The sequence below is a fragment of the Pseudomonas sp. NPDC086112 genome (assembly GCF_044746425.1).
Taxonomy (GTDB): Bacteria; Pseudomonadota; Gammaproteobacteria; order Pseudomonadales; family Pseudomonadaceae; genus Aquipseudomonas.
Genome location: NZ_JBIVCD010000006.1, coordinates 20,761 through 39,384, shown reverse-complemented (window position 1 = coordinate 39,384; position 18,624 = coordinate 20,761). Strand labels below are relative to the sequence as shown.

General features: G+C 60.5%; 17 protein-coding genes. 7 read left to right on the top strand and 10 right to left on the bottom strand.

Features of this window, described 5'->3' with window-relative positions; translation table 11 throughout:
* Positions 1 to 55 precede the first annotated feature (55 nt).
* Positions 56 to 982 (bottom strand): drug/metabolite exporter YedA, encoded by a 927-nt coding sequence (gene yedA / locus ACIPLA_RS06490; RefSeq protein ID WP_123498607.1) that lies wholly within the window; start codon positions 980 to 982, stop codon positions 56 to 58.
* 163 nt (positions 983 to 1,145) lie between these two features.
* Here yedA and ACIPLA_RS06485 point away from each other — a divergent pair, with 163 nt between their 5' ends.
* Entirely contained in the window at positions 1,146 to 1,601 is a 456-nt protein-coding gene (locus ACIPLA_RS06485) for an Lrp/AsnC family transcriptional regulator (protein WP_052967442.1), read from the top strand.
* Positions 1,602 to 1,713: 112 nt separating this feature from the next.
* Here the strand turns inward: ACIPLA_RS06485 and ACIPLA_RS06480 are convergent, their stop codons facing one another.
* The 3 genes from ACIPLA_RS06480 to ACIPLA_RS06470 all read right to left on the bottom strand — a co-directional run bounded on the left by ACIPLA_RS06480 (position 1,714) and on the right by ACIPLA_RS06470 (position 3,742).
* Positions 1,714 to 2,325 carry a PolC-type DNA polymerase III gene (locus ACIPLA_RS06480; RefSeq protein ID WP_007895390.1) on the bottom strand — a complete coding sequence of 204 codons (612 nt, stop codon included), beginning with the start codon at positions 2,323 to 2,325 and terminating at the stop codon, positions 1,714 to 1,716.
* A 22-nt stretch (positions 2,326 to 2,347) separates the two neighbouring features.
* Positions 2,348 to 2,827 carry an NYN domain-containing protein gene (locus tag ACIPLA_RS06475; protein WP_095633876.1) on the bottom strand — a complete coding sequence of 160 codons (480 nt, stop codon included), beginning with the start codon at positions 2,825 to 2,827 and terminating at the stop codon, positions 2,348 to 2,350.
* 141 nt (positions 2,828 to 2,968) lie between these two features.
* Positions 2,969 to 3,742, bottom strand: coding sequence for a DUF2076 domain-containing protein (locus ACIPLA_RS06470; RefSeq protein WP_401172476.1), 774 nt, complete (start codon positions 3,740 to 3,742; stop codon positions 2,969 to 2,971).
* 178 nt (positions 3,743 to 3,920) lie between these two features.
* On the opposite strand from ACIPLA_RS06470, the gene ACIPLA_RS06465 reads away from it, so the two are divergent.
* Positions 3,921 to 4,595, top strand: coding sequence for a YciC family protein (locus tag ACIPLA_RS06465; protein ID WP_192345349.1), 675 nt, complete (start codon positions 3,921 to 3,923; stop codon positions 4,593 to 4,595).
* 73 nt (positions 4,596 to 4,668) lie between these two features.
* Entirely contained in the window at positions 4,669 to 5,751 is a 1,083-nt protein-coding gene (locus ACIPLA_RS06460) for an endonuclease/exonuclease/phosphatase family protein (protein ID WP_401172473.1), read from the top strand.
* Between the two features lie 125 nt (positions 5,752 to 5,876).
* Here the strand turns inward: ACIPLA_RS06460 and hrpB are convergent, their stop codons facing one another.
* On the bottom strand, positions 5,877 to 8,393 hold the full coding sequence (gene hrpB / locus ACIPLA_RS06455) for an ATP-dependent helicase HrpB (protein WP_401172470.1): 2,517 nt from the start codon (positions 8,391 to 8,393) through the stop codon (positions 5,877 to 5,879).
* Between the two features lie 97 nt (positions 8,394 to 8,490).
* On the opposite strand from hrpB, the gene ACIPLA_RS06450 reads away from it, so the two are divergent.
* Both ACIPLA_RS06450 and ACIPLA_RS06445 read left to right on the top strand, forming a co-directional pair.
* Positions 8,491 to 8,910: a polyribonucleotide nucleotidyltransferase gene (locus ACIPLA_RS06450; RefSeq protein ID WP_401172467.1), complete on the top strand. Its 420-nt coding sequence runs from the start codon at positions 8,491 to 8,493 to the stop codon at positions 8,908 to 8,910.
* 29 nt (positions 8,911 to 8,939) lie between these two features.
* On the top strand, positions 8,940 to 9,836 hold the full coding sequence (locus tag ACIPLA_RS06445; RefSeq protein ID WP_401172464.1) for a cation diffusion facilitator family transporter: 897 nt from the start codon (positions 8,940 to 8,942) through the stop codon (positions 9,834 to 9,836).
* On the opposite strand, the gene ACIPLA_RS06440 is transcribed toward ACIPLA_RS06445, so the two are convergent.
* Entirely contained in the window at positions 9,830 to 10,828 is a 999-nt protein-coding gene (locus tag ACIPLA_RS06440; RefSeq protein WP_401172461.1) for a DUF6515 family protein, read from the bottom strand. The two genes, ACIPLA_RS06445 and ACIPLA_RS06440, sit on opposite strands and share 7 nt — an antisense overlap.
* Before the next feature lie 435 nt (positions 10,829 to 11,263).
* Here ACIPLA_RS06440 and ACIPLA_RS06435 point away from each other — a divergent pair, with 435 nt between their 5' ends.
* A complete protein-coding gene (locus ACIPLA_RS06435; protein ID WP_007894448.1) occupies positions 11,264 to 11,743 on the top strand; it encodes an Lrp/AsnC family transcriptional regulator in 480 nt (159 codons plus the stop codon).
* A 187-nt stretch (positions 11,744 to 11,930) separates the two neighbouring features.
* Complete coding sequence (locus ACIPLA_RS06430; RefSeq protein WP_007894445.1) at positions 11,931 to 12,140, top strand: DUF2788 domain-containing protein; 210 nt, start codon at positions 11,931 to 11,933, stop codon at positions 12,138 to 12,140.
* Here the strand turns inward: ACIPLA_RS06430 and ACIPLA_RS06425 are convergent.
* The 4 genes from ACIPLA_RS06425 to ACIPLA_RS06410 all read right to left on the bottom strand — a co-directional run bounded on the left by ACIPLA_RS06425 (position 12,135) and on the right by ACIPLA_RS06410 (position 18,603).
* A complete protein-coding gene (locus tag ACIPLA_RS06425; protein WP_123720516.1) occupies positions 12,135 to 12,770 on the bottom strand; it encodes a pseudouridine synthase in 636 nt (211 codons plus the stop codon). The two genes, ACIPLA_RS06430 and ACIPLA_RS06425, sit on opposite strands and share 6 nt — an antisense overlap.
* 75 nt (positions 12,771 to 12,845) lie before the next feature.
* Positions 12,846 to 14,345, bottom strand: a complete 1,500-nt coding sequence (gene amn / locus ACIPLA_RS06420; RefSeq protein ID WP_161794734.1) for an AMP nucleosidase — start codon at positions 14,343 to 14,345, stop codon at positions 12,846 to 12,848.
* 148 nt (positions 14,346 to 14,493) lie between these two features.
* Complete coding sequence (locus ACIPLA_RS06415) at positions 14,494 to 16,143, bottom strand: acyl-CoA dehydrogenase family protein (RefSeq protein WP_401172457.1); 1,650 nt, start codon at positions 16,141 to 16,143, stop codon at positions 14,494 to 14,496.
* A gap of 75 nt (positions 16,144 to 16,218) precedes the next feature.
* Positions 16,219 to 18,603, bottom strand: a complete 2,385-nt coding sequence (locus ACIPLA_RS06410; RefSeq protein WP_401172454.1) for a 7TM diverse intracellular signaling domain-containing protein — start codon at positions 18,601 to 18,603, stop codon at positions 16,219 to 16,221.
* Positions 18,604 to 18,624 lie beyond the last annotated feature (21 nt).

Here is an 18,624-nt window from a genome sequence, read left to right as displayed (position 1 = left end):
CGCGGGTTTTTCAAAACAAGTGTGCAAAACAAGATGCAATGGCGCGCAGTTTACCCTAATTCGCACGGGATTCTGTCGGCACCACTACGCCAGGCCGATCTGCACCTCGGCGCCACTGCGGCAACCCGATCAGCACCACGGCACTGATGATCACTGTCATGGCCAGCGCTTCTTCAATACCAATGGTCTCGCCAACAAATACGATACCCAGCAACACCGCCACCGCCGGGTTGACGTAGGCATAACTGGTGGCCGCTGCCGGACGCACGTGTTTCAGCAGGTACATGTACGCGTTGAAGGCGATGATCGAACCGAAGAACGTCAGATAGGCCAATGCGGCCCAACCTTCGATCGGCGGCATAGCCTCCAGATGCTCACCGCTCACCGCGCTGCCGATCAACAACACCACGCCGCCCACCAGCATTTCCACGGCACTGGCCATCGCGCCTTGTGGCAACGGCAAGTGTTTGCTCCACACCGAACCGAACGCCCAGGACGCTGCCGCGAACACCAGCAATGCCGCGCCCAACGGGCTCGATTGCAGATTGGAACCGAGGTTGAGCATGGCGATACCGATCAGCCCGAGCACAATCCCGGCCCATTCGAGACGGGTATTACGCGCGCCCCAGAAATATCCACACAACAAAGTGAACAGTGGCACCGTCGCCACCGCCAACGCGGCAACGCCGGAGGCCACGCCTGTATGCTCGGCGACGCTCACCGCACCGTTACCGCACGTGAGCAGCAAAATCCCGATGATCCCCGCCGCTTTCCACTGCGCCCACGTTGGTGCAGGTGCCCCGCGCCAGCGCAGGAACGCGTACATCAACGTACCGGCGATCACGAAACGAATACCGGCGAGCAGTAACGGCGGCCAGTACTGCACGCCGATTCGAATCACCAGGTAGGTCGACCCCCAAATCACGTACAGCGCGAAAAAAGCAGCGATCAGCGGTAAGGAAAAACGGCGTATGCCAGGCATGGGCAGCTCGAGAACAAGACAAAGAGAGCCGCTATTCTAGAAAGGCCGGCGGCGGAAAATAAGTTACAAAACCTGTTTATAGCGCCGGTACACTTTTCAAAACACGGAGTTCAGCGCTATAAACCGTGTTTTCGAAAGTCAGTCTTTTTTCAGGAATGCCATGATGGACAAATACGACCGCATGCTCCTCAGCGCCCTGTTGGAAAACGGTCGTGCGTCCTACGCCGAACTGGCGCGCAAGGTGAACCTGTCCGCTCCGGCGGTGGCCGAGCGCGTGGCCAAACTTGAGGCCTGCGGGGTGATCACCGGCTACCAGGCGAAAGTCGACATGGCCAAACTCGGCCTGCCGATCCAGTGCGTCATCGAACTGCGCCTGAACCAGCACGGCAACCAGAAAACCTACGACGAACTGATCAAAATCCCACAGCTCACCGAATGCCACCGCGTCACCGGCGACCCGTGCGTGATCATGCAAGCGGCGGTGGGCTCGATGCCGGAGCTGGAAGAGTTGATCAACCGGATCGCCACGTTCGGGTTCAGCAAGACCTCGATCGTGCTGTCCAGCGCCATTGAGAAGCGCGTGCCGTTGGGGCAGTTGGAGGGGAATGGTAAATCGTGATGCGGTGTCTGCTCTGACGCCTTCGCGGGCAAGCCTCGCTCCTACAGAACTGCACCGAACTTGTAGGAGCGAGGCTTGCCCGCGAAGAGGCCAGTAGAAACACTACAAAACCTTAAAACCCGCGATACCGCTTGAGATGCTCATTGATCTTCGCCGCCGGCACTTTCTGCAAACTGACGAGCAGATCATGGGACAACTCCCGCAACCCATGCTTGCGCCGCAACTCTTCAGCCAAGTGCGCCGTCAGGTTGGCCGCCATTTCGGCATCGGCCATGGCCCGGTGAGCCTTTCCGGTATTGGGCAGGCTGGCGAAAGTGGTGAGGGTGCCGAGTTTGTGGTCCGGCGCGGCGGGCATCAGGCGGCGGGCGAGTAACAGCGAGCAGGCAAAGTTCTGCAAGCGTGTGCGTTTGATTCGCCCGAGTTCGTAGTCCCAGAACTTCTGGTCGAACGCAGCGTTGTGCGCCAGCAGCGGTGTGATGCCGACGAATTCATTGACCTCGTTCATCACCTGCTCGGCCGAGGGCGCGGTGCGTAGCATGGCGTTGCTGATGCCGGTGAGTTGCTCAATAAAAGCCGGCACCCGCACGCCAGCGTTCATCAGGCTTTGGTAACGCTCGACAATGCGCCCCTGTTCAAGAATCACCACGGCAATTTCCGTGGCCCGGCAGCTGCTGCTCGGGGAGAGTCCGGTGGTTTCAAAGTCGATGACTGCTATGCGTTCCAAACCTGTTTCAACTCCATAAAAATCAATTCTTGAGCAGCAACGCGCCTTCGATCGGCACATAACGGCTGGCAGCGCGGATCAGCGAGTTGGCGGTGAGACCGGGCACGCCATAGGCCACCGCTTGCACGCCGTGCTTGCTGATAATGCGCTCGAGCAACATATCGAAATCGCCGTCACCGGAGGCCAGCACGATTTCGTCGACATGGTCGGCGGCGTCCATGATGTCGAGGGTGATGCCCACATCCCAGTCGCCTTTGGCCGAACCGTCGCTGCGCTGGATGTAGGGCTTGAGCTTCACAATGAAGCCGAGATTGCGCAGGATCTGCTGAAATTGCTGCTGCTTGCTGTCGCCACGATCGATCGCATAGGCATAGGCCTCGACGATTTGCCCTTCTTTACTGACGTCAGCCCATAGCGCGGCGTAGTTGAAGTGGCAACCATAGGCCTGACGCACGGTGTAATAGAGGTTCTGGACATCGGCGAACACTGCGATTTTTTTCACCGTACATCCTCTTTGGCGTGCCGAAGCGCGGGCAGGATCAGGCACCAGGCCCGAAAAGTTGCCCAGTATGCCAGCCCGAAGGATTGTTCCGCGAATAATCGGCCATGTGGTGAGGGAGCAAGCTCCCTCGCCACAGATGTGTCAGACGAAGGAATCGTCGTCGCCACCGAAGAACGATGAGCTGTCATCGCTATAGTCGGCGTCAGCGTATCCGCCTTGATCGCTGGAATTGTCAGCCACGCGCTGATCGTCGCCCCAGCCATTGCCGCTGTCGCTCTGATCGTTGACCTGAGCCGGCTCTTCCTTGATGACTTCAACCACTTCCGGCTGCTGATGATGCTGAAACAGACTGCTGATGCCCTGCGCCAACATCACACCACCGGCCACGCCCGCTGCGGTTTTTAATGCCCCGCCGAGGAAACTGCTGCCGGCGGCCTGTTGTGGTGCGTAGTTTTGCTGGGGCGGCGCTCCGAAGTTCTGCTGAGTAGCCGGCGCACTGAAGTTTTGCTGTGGCGGCTGCGAGTTGAACGACGGCCGCCCCGGTTCACGCCAGCCGCCATTCGACGGGGCTGCGCTTTGAGTCGGAGCAGGCTGTGGATCACGGGAAGCGCCACCGAAGATGCTCGACAAAAAGCCACCGCTGCTCGGTGCCGGAGCCTGAGCCTTGGCCGATTGCAGCTCAGCCTGCAATTGCTGGATTTGTTGATTAAGTTGCTTGTTCTGTTCGTCGAGGCTCTTGATGGCAGCCTCTTGCACCAGAATCGCCTGGGTCATGAAATAGCCCGCCGCTGGCTGGCGAGTCAGGTGTTCCTTGATCCGTGCTTCGGCTTGGGCGTCGCGCGGGGCTGAATCCGTTTCGGCCTGTTGCAGCCGGGAAAACAGTCCATCGATCAGGGTTTGTTCTTCGCTGTTCATGGCGACCTCATAGATTGCCGGGAATATCGTCGCCCTCATCCACGGTGGACAAGGTGCTCACCAGTAATGGGGCTGATACAGGATGTTTCAATGACCTTTACCGAACGTTTACGTTTGCGCCCCAAAGGGGTTCATCGGTTAAAGTGAGGCACCTGCTTTCGACCTGCGATACCGACTGATGAATCCGTTCGATGTACTGCGTGACTCTCTGTATTTCTTCAAGCGCAATCTGCGCCAGATCGTGCAGCTGTGCCTGCCGCTGGTGATTGTCGAGGCGCTGCTGCAACAAGTGGTCGACCACTCCACGGAGCCGGACAGTTTCCCCGGCATCAGTGTGATTGTCGGCCTGCTGGTGTATCCGCTATACACCGCCGCGCTGATCCTGTTTCTCGATGCCCGCAGCCGTGGCGAAACGCCGCGCACCCGCGACTTGCTGGCGACCTCTGCAACCCTGTGGCCACGCTTCGCCGTGCTGACCGCCCTCAACACACTGCTGATCCTGATTGGCCTGTCGCTGTATTTCCTGCCGGGGATCTGGCTGATGGTGACGCTGGCGTTCGGCGAGTACCTGCTGGTGCTGCGCGGCCTGGCACCGCTGGCGGCGATGAAGGAAAGCCTGCGCCTGACCCGCGGAAACTTCCTGCGCATTCTGGTGTGCATTCTGTGCGTGATGGGCCCGCTGTGGGTGCTCAAGGGGGCGACGTTGGCGGTTTACCCTGATCCACAGAACCCGGTGATCTCGCTGCTGATCGACAGCGCCCACAGCTTCCTGCAACTGTTCACCAGCGTGGTGGTGTTCCGTTTGTTCATGCTGATTAGCGATGCACCGGAGAAAGCTGACGGAGCGCTCTGAGCGCTCTACCTTGGGCTTGGGCGCTGCTCTCGGTTATGCTCGAGGTCAATTTTGTAACGCTATAAGCCGAGCCATGACCCGTCTACTGCGCTACACCCTGCTGGGCCTGCTGATTGCCATTGGCCTGATTGCTTTGCTGATCTACAGCCTGACCTGGCGCCCCCAGGCCAAGGAAGCGCTGCCGGTCAGTTGCAACACCCAGGCGCCGACGCTGGTGCCCGGCCAGGCGCTAACGGTGATGACCTGGAACGTCCAGTACCTGGCAGGCAAGCGCTACGTGTTCTGGAACGATCTGGCTGCAGGAAAAGACGAGCGCCCTACGCCTGAAGACATGGCCTTCAGCCTCGACGAAGTGGCGCGGGTGATTCGCGACGAGCAACCGGACATCGTGCTGTTGCAGGAACTCGATGACGGCGCCAAGGCCAGTGACTACCAGAACCAGTTCAAATTGCTTCAGGATCGAGTCACTGACCTGTATCCCTGCAGCGCGCAAGCCTTCGACTGGAAAGCCGACTTCGTGCCTGAATCGCCCATCTACGGCAGCGTTGGCCGGCAATTGGCAACCCTGAGCCGCTACCAGATCGAACACGCCGAACGCCTGCAATTACCGGTCGCACCGGCCAATTTCATCAGCCGTCAGTTCAAGCCGAAAAACGCCTTGCTGGTCACTCACCTGCCATTGAGCAATGGCGGCCAAATGGCCGTGTTCAATACCCATCTGGAACGTGCCACGCCCCCGCTCGACGAAACCTTGCAACGCCAGGTGACAGCCGTGGCCAAGGTCCTCGACAAGTACGAAAGCCGCGGCACGCCGTGGTTGATCGGTGGCGACTTCAACCTGTTGCCGTTGGGCCAGTATCGACGCCTGCCCGCCGAGCAACGCACGCCCTACTCCGCCGACAGCGCGCTGCATGTGCTGTGGGACAAATACCCGATGATCCCCACCAACAACGAAGCCAGCGGTATCGACCGGGTACAATGGCTGACCCACTACCCGAATGACCCGGGCTTGAACGGCCCGGACCGGACCGTCGACTACCTGTTTTACAGCCCGCACATCAAACGAGTCGAGGCAAGGGTGAGGCAGGACGATACGTTGCGCATTTCCGATCACTTGCCGGTGATTGCGCGGTTTCTGTTGCCGGCAGCGCCTTAGGTCAAAAGCTTCGCGAGCAAGCCCGCTCCCACACTGGATCTCGGTGGTACACAAATGCTGTATTCACTGAAGATCTAATGTGGGAGCGGGCTTGCTCGCGAATGCCGCACCATTGATGCCACTGACTACTTACGCGGTTTGATCCGCGCCGTCGCCTCGGCCACCAGCGGATCATCCGGCCAGTAGTGCTTCGGATACCGCCCCTTCAAATCCTTCTTCACCTCGGCATACGTACTGCGCCAGAAGTTCGCCAGGTCCTGCGTCACCTGCACCGGTCGCCGCGCCGGGGACAGCAGATGAAGCTTGACCACTTGCCGGCCACCGGCAATGCGCGGGGTCTCGGCCAAGCCGAACAGCTCCTGCAAACGCACCGCCAGAATCGGCGGCTGTTCGCTGTAATCCAGACGAATCGAAGAGCCCGATGGCACGCTCAAATGATGCGGTGCAAGTTCTTCGAGCCATTGCGGCAGCGGCCACGGCAACAAGTTATGAACGATGCTCGACAGGTCCAGATTGGCGAAGTGACTAAGTCGCGAGACTTTGCCCAGATACGGCATCAGCCAATGCTCGAGGCTTTTGAGCAATGCAGCATCGCTGACATCCGGCCATTCACTCTGCTCCTTACTGCCGAGATCCAACTGACGCAACAACGCAACCCGCGCCTGCCACTGACGCAGCTCTGGCGTCCAGGGCAACAGCTCCAGGCCTTTACGCCGCACCAGATTCACCAACGCCTGACTGCGAGCGCTTTCATCGAGCCCGGTCAGCGGTTCGCGGCTGAGGATCAATTCGCCGACCTTGCGCTGACGCTCGGCCCGCAGCACGCCTTCGCGCTCATCCCAATCCAGTTGATCGACGCAACGCACCTGCTCGGCCAACACCGAATCGAACAACGCCGGATCGAAATCCGTCGCCAGATAAATCCGTTCTTCACGCTGGCCCTGGCGACTGCCCAGATCAGCGATCACCAGCCACGGTTGCTTCATCAGGCTGTCTGCCTCGGCGAACAACGCTGCGCGACCGTTGGCCAGACGATACTCCGCGCCACCGGCACGACGCTGCTGCGCAACCCGGTCGGGATAAGCCAACGCCAGCAACGCGCCGAGCCAGCGCGGATGTTCAGGATCGCTGACCGGCTCCGACGCTTTGCCCCGCAGGTAACCGCGATACTGCCGCGCCAGTTGCCGAGCCCGTTGAACACCGCCCTGGGCACCACGAGCAGCCCGCTCTTCGCCGGACAGCAGCACCAGTCGACTGTGCAGATCCGCGCCGGCACCACGCAAGATATCCCGTTCACCGAGCAGTGCCGCGACATTGCAGGCCATGTCGGCGAGACCGAGCGCCTGGCCACGTAACAGCAAATGAGCGATCCGTGGATGGGCCGGCAGTTCAGCCATGGCCTGACCGTGACGGGTCAGCGCCTCGCCCTCCAGCGCGCCCAAACGTTCAAGCAGATCTTGAGCCTGTGCATAAGCCGCTGCGGGCGGGACATCGAGCCAAACCAACTGACCCGGCGTCACGCCCCAACGACCCAGTTGCAAGGCCAGTCCGGCGAGGTCCGCCGAGAGAATTTCCGCACTGGCGTAAGCCGCCAGTTGCTCATGCTGATCCTGCGACCACAGGCGATAACACACGCCGGGCTCCAAACGCCCTGCCCGACCTGCGCGCTGCGTGGCGCTGGCTTTGGAAATCCGCTGAGTATCCAGGCGAGTCATGCCGCTGCCGGGGTCGAAACGCGGCACTCGCGCCAGCCCGGCATCGATCACCACGCGCACACCGTTGATAGTCAGGCTGGTCTCGGCGATGTTGGTCGCCAGCACCACTTTGCGTTTGCCGGCGGGCGCCGGATCGATCGCGGCGCGTTGGGCGGCGAGGTCCAATTCACCGTGCAACGGGCAGAGCAGAACCTGTGTGCTATCGTCCAGCGCATCGGCGAGTTGTTGATGCACCCGACGAATTTCCGCCTGCCCCGGCAGGAACACCAGCAGGCTGCCGGTCTCATCGTTCAGCGCGTCGAGAATGGTCTGCACCACCCTTGGCTCGATAAATTCACCGGGCTGAAACGGTCGCCCCCAACGCATCGCCACCGGGTACATGCGACCTTCGCTGCGCAGGATTGGCGCATCATCGAGCAACCCGGCCAGGCGTTCACCTTCCAGGGTTGCCGACATCAACAGAATTTTCAGCGGTTGGTCGTCGCGAAACAACTCGCGGCCATTGAGGCTCAGGGCCAACGCCAGATCGGCGTCGAGACTGCGTTCGTGGAATTCGTCAAAGATCAGCAGGCCCACGCCTTCGAGCGCCGGGTCGTCTTGCAAGCGCCGGGTGAGGATACCTTCAGTGACCACTTCGATGCGGGTGTCGGGGCCGACTTTGCTGTCGAGACGAATGCGGTAGCCAACGGTTTCGCCAACCTTCTCACCCAGCTCACTGGCCAACCGCTCCGCCGCCGCCCGTGCGGCCAAGCGGCGCGGTTCGAGCATCAGAATGGTCTGCCCGGCCAGCCATGGCTCGTTGAGCAAGGCCAAGGGCACGCGGGTGGTTTTACCGGCGCCGGGCGGTGCTTCGAGCACGGCTTCGTGGCGTGTAGCGAGGGCTTCACGCAGGGCGGGTAAAACTTCATCAATCGGCAAAGAAATCATGCTGGCTCCCAAACAGAGGGCCGAGTATAACGGCGTTCGGCGCGGTCCTAATTCATATAGACGTCCCTTCGTTTCCAGATAACCCAGGAGATTTCACATGCGTGCTCCCTTTCGCTTGATCGGCGGTGTATTGGTCGCGACTTTGCTGACCCAAATGACCGCCTGCGGCACGATTTTCTACCCCGATCGTCGCGGGCAGATCGATGGCAAGATCGACCCGGTCATCGTCGCGCTGGATGCCGTGGGCCTGCTGTTTTATATCATTCCGGGGTTGATTGCCTTTGCGGTGGACTTTGCGACTGGCGCCATTTACTACGAGCCCGGCCGAACCGCCCAGGTGGCCCCGGAAAAACTCAAGGAAGCCATCGGCGCCGACGGCAAGGTCGATAACCACAAGTTGCAGACTATTCTGGAAAGTGAACTGGGCCGCAGCTTCCCGCTGGACGATCCGCGCCTGATCCAGCACAAGGGCAGCGCCCAGCAACTCGCTATGTTTGGCCTGCAACCGGCTGCATAATTCGTGCATTTGAAGGAATCACAGCACTGATGACTACCCCTACCGAACACGCCCGCCTGCTACGGCTGGCGACGCGCGCCTCGGTGGCGGTGGCGTGCATCTTGATCGTCGCCAAAGCCATCGCCTGGTGGTTGAGCGGTTCGGTGAGCATGCTCGCCGGGCTGACCGATTCTGCACTCGATGGCGTCAGCTCGCTGCTCAATCTGCTGGCCGTGCATTACGCCTTGCGCCCGGCCGACGACGATCATCGGTACGGGCATGGCAAGGCCGAATCATTGGCGGGCATGGCTCAGGCGCTGTTCATTGGCGGCAGTGCCGTGCTGATTGCCTTGCAGGCGATCGAACGGTTGAAACATCCGGAGCCGATAGGTGCTGCGTGGCTCAGCATCGGGGTGATTGTGTTCTCCCTCGCCCTGACCGTGGCCCTGCTGATGTTGCAACATCGGGTGATCAAGGCAACCGGTTCTAACGTCGTGAGTGCCGACTCCTTGCATTACCGCTCAGACTTGCTGCTCAACGGCAGCATTCTGGTGGCGCTGGTGTTGGCCGGGTTTGGCTGGCATCAAGTCGACCCCTGGTTCGGATTGGGGATCGCCGCCTACATCCTCTGGAGCGCCATTCATATCGCCCGAGAGAGTTTTGCCGTGCTGATGGATGAAGAGCTGCCGCCAGGTGTCAGCCAGCACATGCTTGAACTGGCCTGCAGCGTGCCGGGGGTTTTGGGCGCCCACGATCTGCGCACACGAATCTCCGGCAACCAGTGGTTTGTGCAATTGCATCTGGAGTTGCCGGGAGAGCTGACGCTGTCAGTCGCCCACGGCATCAGCGATCAAGCCGCCGATGCGATTCACGCTGCTTACCCGCGAGCCGAAGTGCTGGTGCACGCCGACCCGCAGGAAGTGGTGAACGCCGCCGGGGCTCAGTAGCTCACCTGATAACCGCGACTGCTCAGGCAGTTGCCCTGGGCCTGTCGGTAGACTTGCACCACCGACGGGGCCGGTTGATAGGTGACGGCACGCGGATCGAAACCGCTCTGCTCCACGGCCCAGCGATAACACTCGTAACCGTCCCGACTGACCTCCTCCGGCGACTGGCCGTTGGCCGGATACGCCACCACGTCATAACCACTGCTCACCGGTTGCGGCTGCACCGGTGGTTCGACCACGACGTAATCCCGAGTGCTCTCCTGATAGGCGTAATACGCGCCGGCCGCCAGGAACAACAGCGCACCGCCGATCCACACTTCACGCGCGTAATCGGGCAAATAGCTGACCCGAATCCCGCGAGGTGGCTGAACCACCACGTAACGCGGGCCTTGCGGGCGATACCAATAACCACCGGAATAGAAATAATCCTGGCCACGATACGGCACGCGGTAGTTGCGCTCCGGGAAGCGGTCGATCACGTACCCCGGGCGATACTGTGGGCCGGGGCCCCAGCCATTGCCGCGCCCATCCGGGCGACCGGGCCAGCGACGATCATCATGACGTGAGCCCTGCCCGCCACTCTGCCAGTGCTGGTTGTCATAGTTGCGCGGCTGCTCGTCCTGATAGTAGCCACGCCGGGGTTCCTGGGTCTGGCGCACGGTGTCGGGCCGGCCCTGAATTGGCAGATTGTTACTGGGTTGTTGCGGCGGTCGGCCCTGAACATTGGGATCGTGCGACGGACGGTTCTGACGCTCGCCGCCCTGATTCTGGTCGTGGAGCTCGAACTGGCGGCTGTTGTCACCACGAATGATTTCGTTGTTCTGCCGGTGTGGCTGATTGTTACCGTCATGCCCCTGACCTTTGCCCTGATGATCCGGCCCGCGTTGGCCGCCATCAGGCCCACGGATTTGCGGCTCATCGGCCAGCGATTGCGCAGTGACACTCACACATAGCAAACCAACACCGGCCAAACGCCAGATGCGCGACTTCATGCTTTTCCTCACTGCGGGTTAGGGCCTGTACGTAAGACTGGGAAAGCACAGGCCGGTTCTGCAACAGGTTATCAGTCACGCAACTTATTTATTGAGGGTCGCCCATAAATTCCGGGCAATAAAAAAGGGAGACCCGTCGGCCTCCCTTTGAGAACTTCGTCCGTGCTCGACGCTTATGACGTCGGCTCACCTCACGCCGTCTTCTGGACAGTGTGTAGCTCGGGGGCCGACACAGCCCCGGTGGGGGTGGCGACCGCAGCTGGCCTGATTGGGCGAGCCGCACTGGACTGTTTGTCCGAGCAGTGATTCTGGTGATAAGAATAGGCCCGGAGCACCGGCAGAGGATTGCGAAGATTGCTCAAATAAACATCACTTGCGCAATTTTTAACTCAGGATAGATAATCCGCCGCAATAGTTATGACAAAGGCCTGATTGATGAGCAAACTCGACCGATACGACCTGAGCATTTTGGCTGAATTACAACGCGACGCGCGCATCTCCAATCAGGAGCTGGCCGAACGCATCGGCCTGTCGCCTTCGCCTTGCTCGCGGCGGGTCAAGCAGCTGGAAGACGACGGTTACATCACCCGCCAGGTCGCCCTGCTGGACCGCAAGATGCTCGGCCTGAGCCTGACCGCCTACGTGCTGATCGGCATGGACCGCCATACTCCCGAGCGGTTCGAGAACTTCGAAGCCGCCATTCGCACCTTGCCGCAGGTGCTGGAATGCAGCCTGGTGACGGGGATGGATGCCGATTATCAGCTCAAGGTGGTGGTGCCGGACATGGACCACTATCAGAAACTGCTGCTGGGGCATCTCACCCGGATTGAAGGGGTGACCAGTGTGCGGTCGAGTTTTGTGCTTAATCAGGTGCTCAACAGTACCGAGTTGCCGCTGACTCATCTGCGCAGCTGAGGACGCCTTCGCGAGCAAGCCCGCTCCCACAGGGGAATGCATTCCAAATGTGGGAGCGGGCTTGCTCGCGAAGGCGCCGGAACAGGCGACGAATGACTGCGACACACCGACGCAGGTCAATACTCCGCCAATTCGTCGTGGCGTATACTCCAGCGCCTTTTAGCCCCGCCCACGCTGGAGATGTTCAATGGATCCTGCAGTACTCGAAGAGTGGATGATGACTGGACTGGTCAGCATCCTGATCATTTTCATGGGTTTCATCGTCTGGGATCTGGCGAAAAAATCCAAGGCCGGGCGCTTCGGCTCGTTCATTCTGTTCTTCGTACTAGGGCTGGGCGTGGCCGCGTTCGTGATCAAAAGCGTGGTCATCGGCCTGATCGAATCCGGCACTCTATAAGCGCGCCGGCACTTCCTTCCACTGGCCCTGATCGAGCCCTTCGATCGACCAGTCACCGATTCTGACCCGCACCAGACGCAACGTCGGCAAGCCGACCGCCGCAGTCATGCGTCGTACCTGACGGTTGCGGCCTTCGCGAATCACCAGTTCCAGCCAACTGGTCGGCACGCTTTTACGAAAGCGCACTGGCGGGTTGCGCGGCCACAGTTCAGGCTCATCCAATTGCCGCGCTTCAGCCGGCAACGTCATGCCGTCGTTCAGCTCGACGCCATCGCGCAATCGCTGCAACTGCTCGGCGGTTGGCTCACCTTCCACTTGCACCCAGTAAGTCTTGGCCAGTTTGTGTTTCGGGTCGGCAATTCGCGCCTGAAGCTGGCCGTCGTTGGTCAGCAACAGCAAGCCTTCGCTGTCGCGGTCCAGCCGCCCTGCCGGGTAGATTCCCGGAATCTCGATGAAATCCTTGAGCGTCGCCCGCCCTTCGCCGTCGCTGAATTGCGTCAGCACATCAAAAGGTTTGTTGAACAGAATCAGCTTCGGCTCGGCCGGCGGCGCTTTGGCGACACGGCGCGGGGCTGATTGCGGGTTGTTCGCGCCAGGGCGGCGAGAGACGGGACGTTGTGGACGAGACATGAGGAAAGGAACATCTAACGGTCAGGGCTGCTAATGCTAGTGCCCTGACCGCCAAATGACCATGACAACTCTCGATCAGCGGAACGGCGGCTCATCGAAGCTGCGCAGTTTGCGCGAGTGCAGCGAGTTGAGTTCGGTGCGCAACAGATCCACCGCTTCGATGCCGATCTTCAAGTGCTGGCTGACCGCGCGTTCATAGAAAGCGTTGGCCGAACCCGGCAGTTTGATTTCGCTGTGCAACGGTTTATCCGATACGCAGAGCAACGTGCCGTATGGCACCCGCAAGCGGTAACCCTGCGCGGCGATGGTGCCGCTTTCCATGTCCACCGCCACGGCGCGGGACAGGTTGATCAGCGGACGCTCCTGCGCCCAGCGCAGCTCCCAGTTACGGTCGTCGTAGGTCAGCACGGTGCCGGTGCGCAGGCGCTTCTTCAGCTCGTCGCCCTTCTCACCGGTGATGTTGGCCGCCGCTTGCTGCAACGCCATCTGCACTTCAGCCAGGGCCGGAATCGGAATGTTCGGCGGCACAACCCGGTCGAGAATCCCGTCGCGACGCATGTAAGCGTGGGCCAGCACGTAGTCGCCAATGGTCTGCGACTGACGCAAGCCGCCACAGTGACCAATCATCAGCCAGCAATGCGGACGCAGCACCGCCAGGTGGTCGGTGATGTTCTTGGCGTTGGACGGGCCGACGCCGATGTTCACCAGGGTCACGCCATGGCCGTCGCTGGCGATCAGGTGATAAGCCGGCATCTGGTAACGGTGCCAGACCACGCCCGCGGCAATCGCCGACGCCTCGCCGTGGTCCATGCCCTTTTCGATGATCACGTTACCGGGCAACACCATGCGCACAAAACGCGGATCATTGCGCAGTTGCTCCAGGCCATGAACGATGAACTGGTCGACGTAGCGGTGGTAGTTGGTCAGCAGAATCCACGGCTGCACATGGCGCCAGTCGCTGCCGGTGTAATGCACCAGCCGGCGCAGGGAGAAGTCCACTCGCGCGGCGTCGAACAGGGCCAGTGGCAACGGGTCGGTGTTTTCCCAGTCATACAAGCCATCGGCGATGCCATCGGTGGCGGCCGACAAATCCGTACTCGGGAACACTCGCGCCAGCACCGCCGCCGTAACGCCGGAACCGGCCAGCTCATCGCCCTGCTCGACCACGTACGGATAAGGAATGTTCTGCTGGCTGACGCCGACTTCCACGGTCACGGTGAAGTCGTGCATCAACGGGACGAGTTGTTCCAGCAGGTATTTGCGGAAAGCCCGGGGATGGGTGACGGTGACGCTGTAGGTTCCCGGCAGTTGAACCTTGGCATAGGCGCGAGTGGTCTGTGGGACTTCGCCCTGGCAAAGGTAGGTAAGACGCAACTCGGGATAACGAAACAGAGCCCGCTGTTCAGCGTCCGGTTCGACGCGATCCTTGAGATAACGCTTGAGCGCCTGATTCAGCGCGGTGGTTGCACGCTCGTGCAAGGCAGCAAGCCGATCCACGGCTTGCTCGGCGGTTTGAACGACAATAAACGCTTCGGTCACGATCAGCTTCCTGTGTTCTGACTTGCAGACCTTCATCTTGCCTGCATCATCGCTTCACGGGAACCCTGTGGGAGCGGGCTTGCTCGCGAATGCGGTTTACCATTCAACAATGATGTTGACTGACAGGCCGCATTCGCGAGCAAGCCCGCTCCCACATTTATTTGCGTCGATCACAAAGGAGTGGTCAGAATCCTTGCGGCGTCGACCGGGCAACAATCGCTTCCACATCCAGCCCGCGCGGCAATGTTCCATACACCCGACCGGCCGAACCCAGACGGCTGGCGATAAAAGCATCACTGACCGCCGCATTCCCCGCCTCCAGCAACAACTTGGCCTGAAGCCCCAAGGCAATGTCTTCGGTGAGCTGGCGGGCGCGGTATTGAATGTCGTCGGTGTCCTTGAACGCCGCCTGCAATTGGCTGATGTGTGCGGCCAGGCGTTTGTCGCCATGACCGTCGCCCAACTCGCTGAACAGCACATCAAGCACACCCGGCTCTTTCGACAATGCGCGTAATACGTCGAGGCATTGCACGTTGCCGGAACCTTCCCACGTCGAGTTGACCGGGGCCTCACGGTACAGACGCGGCAGGATGCTTTCTTCGACATAACCGGCGCCGCCCATGCATTCGGCAGCCTCATTGATCATCGCGGGCGCGCGTTTGCAGATCCAGTACTTGCCCACCGCCGTCACCAGTCGGGCGAATTTCGCTTCGTGATTGTCATCCAGATGATCCAGCGCCCGGCCCATGCGAAAACTCAAAGCCAACGCCGCTTCGCTTTCCAGGGCCAGGTCGGCCAGCACGTTTTGCATCAAGGGTTGCTCGCTGAGCAATTTGCCTGCGACCTTGCGGTGGGCGCAGTGATGGCTGGCCTGGGTCAGGGCCTGGCGCATCAGCGCACTGGAGCCGACCATGCAATCGAAGCGGGTCATGGCGACCATTTCGATGATGGTTGGAACACCCCGGCCCTCTTCGCCGACCATCCAGGCCAGGGCGCCACGGAACTCCACCTCGCTGGAGGCATTGGACCAGTTGCCGAGTTTGTTTTTCAGCCGCTGTATGTAGAACTGATTGCGTGTGTCGTCCGGGCGATGACGCGGCAGCAGGAAACAGGTCAAGCCTTTGTCGGTCTGGGCCAAGGTCAGGAAGGCGTCGCACATCGGCGCCGAGCAAAACCACTTATGGCCCACCAGTTCATACGCCTGACCGGGACCGCTGGCGCCGACCGGATACGCCTTGGTGGTGTTGGCCCGCACGTCGGTGCCGCCCTGTTTCTCGGTCATGGCCATGCCGATAGTGACCCCGGCCTTGTGGGCCATGCCGACGTTGCGCGGGTCGTATTCGGTGGCGAGGATTTTCGGCAGCCATTGTTCGGCCAGATCCGGTTGCAGGCGCATCGCCGGGACGCTGGCGAAGGTCATGGTCAGCGGGCAACCACTGCCGGCTTCAGCCTGACTGTGTAAATAGGTCATGGATGCACGGGCAACGTGGGCGCCCGATTGCGGGTCGGTCCAGGGCAAGCTTGTCAGGCCATGCTCCACCGCCGTGCGCATCAATTCGTGGTAGGCGGGATGAAACTCCACCAGATCGATGCGATGACCGTAGCGGTCATGACTGACGAACACCGGTTTGTTCTGATTGGCCGCAAACCCCGCCTCCATCAGCGGCCCGCCGGCCAATGCGCCATAAGCGTCAATTCGCGACTCGGCCCAACCGGCATCGAAACGCCGCGACCACTCCTGCAAAGGCAGGTCGATGCGATAGAGGTTGGCGCCGTCCAGCGACGGCGGCTGATTGGTGACTTCGTGGGTTTCGGCGAACTGATGCAGGTTCATGGCGGGGCTCCTTTGGTCAGCCAAGGGACTTTCAGTTAAGCACCGCCCCGAGGTTGAACAAAGTGGCATATCTGCCTAACTGTCGGCGCTTTCGCCTTGCCCTGGACAGAGCACCCGCCGATAGAGCGCCGCCTGTAAATCTTCGAATTTCACCGGTTTGCTCAGGTAGTCGACCAAGGTATCGCTTGGGCAGTAGGCCCGATCCGCACTCTGGGCGATCATGAACACGGGTAACTCGGCACAACCCGGCAAGGCGCGGATCCGACCGCAGATCGAGGCGCCATCCAGTGGCGGCAGCTGACAGTCGAGCAGCGCCGCATCAACGGTTTCACGCTGCAAGTAATCGAGCGCCGCGACGCCGCTGTCAGCGGTGCGCACGCGGAACCCAAGCTTGAGCAACATGCCACGCATCACCAATTGATTGATGCTGTTGTCATCGACCAGCAACACCGTGCAGTCCTGAGGCAAACGCAGGCCGGTGGTTTGCCGGGTGATTGCGGGTGCAGATTCCACCACCGGCAACGGCAGCTCGAACTCGACGTCCAGTTGAAAGCGACTGCCGCGACCCGGTTCCGAGCGATGACTCAGGCGCCCGCCGAGCAATTCGACCAGTTGCCGACAAATGGCCAGGCCAACGCCCAAACCACCGTATTCACGGGTCATCGAACCGTCGACCTGAAAAAAGCGTTGATACAGCGTTGCCTCATCCAAATCGGTGAAGCCAATGCCGGTATCGATCACCGCAAAGGACAGCGCCAGCCGATCGGGCGCTACCGGTTTACCCGTCACCCGCAGCGCCAATCCGCCGACCCGGGTGAATTTGATCGCGTTATCCAGCAGGCATTCCAGGCATTGCGTCAGCTTGCCGCTGTCGCCGTGCAAACGATCCGGCAGCCCGGATGTCACCTCGACCTTGAAGTCCAGCGACTTGCTCGCCGCATTGCCATCGAACTGCAGACGCAAGGCCTCGACCACACCGCGCAAACTGAAGGTGTCCGGATAGACCTTGAGTTTGCCGGCCTGCAATTCGGTCAGGGTGAGGATGCCGTTGACCATGCGCATCATGTCCCGCGCCGAACCTGCAGCCGTTTGCTGATATTGCTCCATCTCAGGGTTCATCTCGACGGTTTGCATCAACTCCAGCGAACCGATTACACCATTCATGGGCGTGCGCAGTTCGTGGGTCAGGGTGGCGAGGAATTCGTCCTTGAGCTTGTTGCTGTGAGCCAGTTGCTGGTTCAACACTTCGAGCTTCTGACCGGCATCAAACAGCGTTTGCGCCTGTTGCTCGCGCATGGCGTTGATGCGATCGGCCAGGGCCAGGGACAGCAGCGCCACTTCGATCGCCGAGCCGATCTGGCTGGCGTACATGGTCAGGAATACGTTGGGCAAATAACCCAGCACCATCAGGGTGTTGACCACACCACCGAGCAGGAACGCCGACCAGGCAATGATGAAATACCGCGCGACCCGCAGGCCACGCCACCAGGCGAAAATCCCGGCGGCGAAAATCACCACGGTGAAAACCAACGCCAGCAACGTCGCCAGCCGCAGGGCCAGGGCGTAATTGGTCATTAATGACAACCCGACCACCAGCGCACTGAACGCAATCAACGCCAGCAGCAAACGGTCGAGCCAGCGACTGTGGGTGGCCGTCTGCAAAAAGCTGCGGGCGAACTGGCTGCCGAACAATCCTGAACAGCCGATGAAGAACGGCGTCGCGGCGTTGGCCCACCAGGGATTGTTCGGCCAGAAATACTCCACGGCCGCGCCGTTCACTGACAGCTGATACAAGCCGAACGAGGCGATATAGATGATGTAGTAGAGGTAGCTGGTGTCGCGCACACTAAGGAAGATGAACAGGTTGTAGACCAGCATCCCCAGCAACACACCATAAATCAGCCCCAGCACATAAAGCCGCACCGGCTGCTCTTCGAGGTAAGCGGTGCTTGACCACAAGGTGACGGGCGCCTGAATCGAGCCTTGGCTTTGCAGGCGCAAATACACGGTTTGCGCCTCCTCGGGCGCAAAGTTCAGACCAAACAGATAGTTGTTCTGGCGGATCTCGCGAGTGGCGAACGGCAACGCATCGCCGGTCTGTCGGACCAATTGATAGTCACCGCCAGCATCGGCCAAGTACAGATCAAGGTGATCGAGGGGCGGATAAGCCAGTTCCAGCAACCAGGTCCGTTGCGCCGACGGGTTGGTCGGGCGGTATTGCAGGTCGATTTTCAGCCAGAACGCCGAACGCGAATAACCGGCGTTCAGAGTGGCTTTATCATGAGGCTTGAACTGCCCGGCCGCCGCTTGCGCACGGACATCAGCGATGGTCGCCTGACCGCCCGCGTCTTCATAAACCTGCATCGTTCGGCCCAGGGGAAGGCTCTGGGTGAACTCGTCGAATTCGACGGCGCTCGCCAGGAGGGGCAAGCACAACAGCAACATCAGCAAATAGCGCATTTAAGCCCCAGCGTGGCCTGT

What these genes read in the sequence shown, in the direction of transcription:
- yedA (WP_123498607.1), bottom strand. Translation starts at nt 982, where the DNA reads ATGCCTGGCATACGCCGTTTTTCCTTACCGCTGATCGCTGCTTTTTTC.
- ACIPLA_RS06485 (WP_052967442.1), top strand. Translation starts at nt 1,146, where the DNA reads ATGGACAAATACGACCGCATGCTCCTCAGCGCCCTGTTGGAAAACGGT.
- ACIPLA_RS06470 (WP_401172476.1), bottom strand. Translation starts at nt 3,742, where the DNA reads ATGAACAGCGAAGAACAAACCCTGATCGATGGACTGTTTTCCCGGCTG.
- ACIPLA_RS06465 (WP_192345349.1), top strand. Translation starts at nt 3,921, where the DNA reads ATGAATCCGTTCGATGTACTGCGTGACTCTCTGTATTTCTTCAAGCGC.
- ACIPLA_RS06460 (WP_401172473.1), top strand. Translation starts at nt 4,669, where the DNA reads ATGACCCGTCTACTGCGCTACACCCTGCTGGGCCTGCTGATTGCCATT.
- hrpB (WP_401172470.1), bottom strand. Translation starts at nt 8,393, where the DNA reads ATGATTTCTTTGCCGATTGATGAAGTTTTACCCGCCCTGCGTGAAGCC.
- ACIPLA_RS06450 (WP_401172467.1), top strand. Translation starts at nt 8,491, where the DNA reads ATGCGTGCTCCCTTTCGCTTGATCGGCGGTGTATTGGTCGCGACTTTG.
- ACIPLA_RS06445 (WP_401172464.1), top strand. Translation starts at nt 8,940, where the DNA reads ATGACTACCCCTACCGAACACGCCCGCCTGCTACGGCTGGCGACGCGC.
- ACIPLA_RS06440 (WP_401172461.1), bottom strand. Translation starts at nt 10,828, where the DNA reads ATGAAGTCGCGCATCTGGCGTTTGGCCGGTGTTGGTTTGCTATGTGTG.
- ACIPLA_RS06435 (WP_007894448.1), top strand. Translation starts at nt 11,264, where the DNA reads ATGAGCAAACTCGACCGATACGACCTGAGCATTTTGGCTGAATTACAA.
- ACIPLA_RS06430 (WP_007894445.1), top strand. Translation starts at nt 11,931, where the DNA reads ATGGATCCTGCAGTACTCGAAGAGTGGATGATGACTGGACTGGTCAGC.
- ACIPLA_RS06425 (WP_123720516.1), bottom strand. Translation starts at nt 12,770, where the DNA reads ATGTCTCGTCCACAACGTCCCGTCTCTCGCCGCCCTGGCGCGAACAAC.
- amn (WP_161794734.1), bottom strand. Translation starts at nt 14,345, where the DNA reads ATGAAGGTCTGCAAGTCAGAACACAGGAAGCTGATCGTGACCGAAGCG.
- ACIPLA_RS06415 (WP_401172457.1), bottom strand. Translation starts at nt 16,143, where the DNA reads ATGAACCTGCATCAGTTCGCCGAAACCCACGAAGTCACCAATCAGCCG.
- ACIPLA_RS06410 (WP_401172454.1), bottom strand. Translation starts at nt 18,603, where the DNA reads ATGCGCTATTTGCTGATGTTGCTGTTGTGCTTGCCCCTCCTGGCGAGC.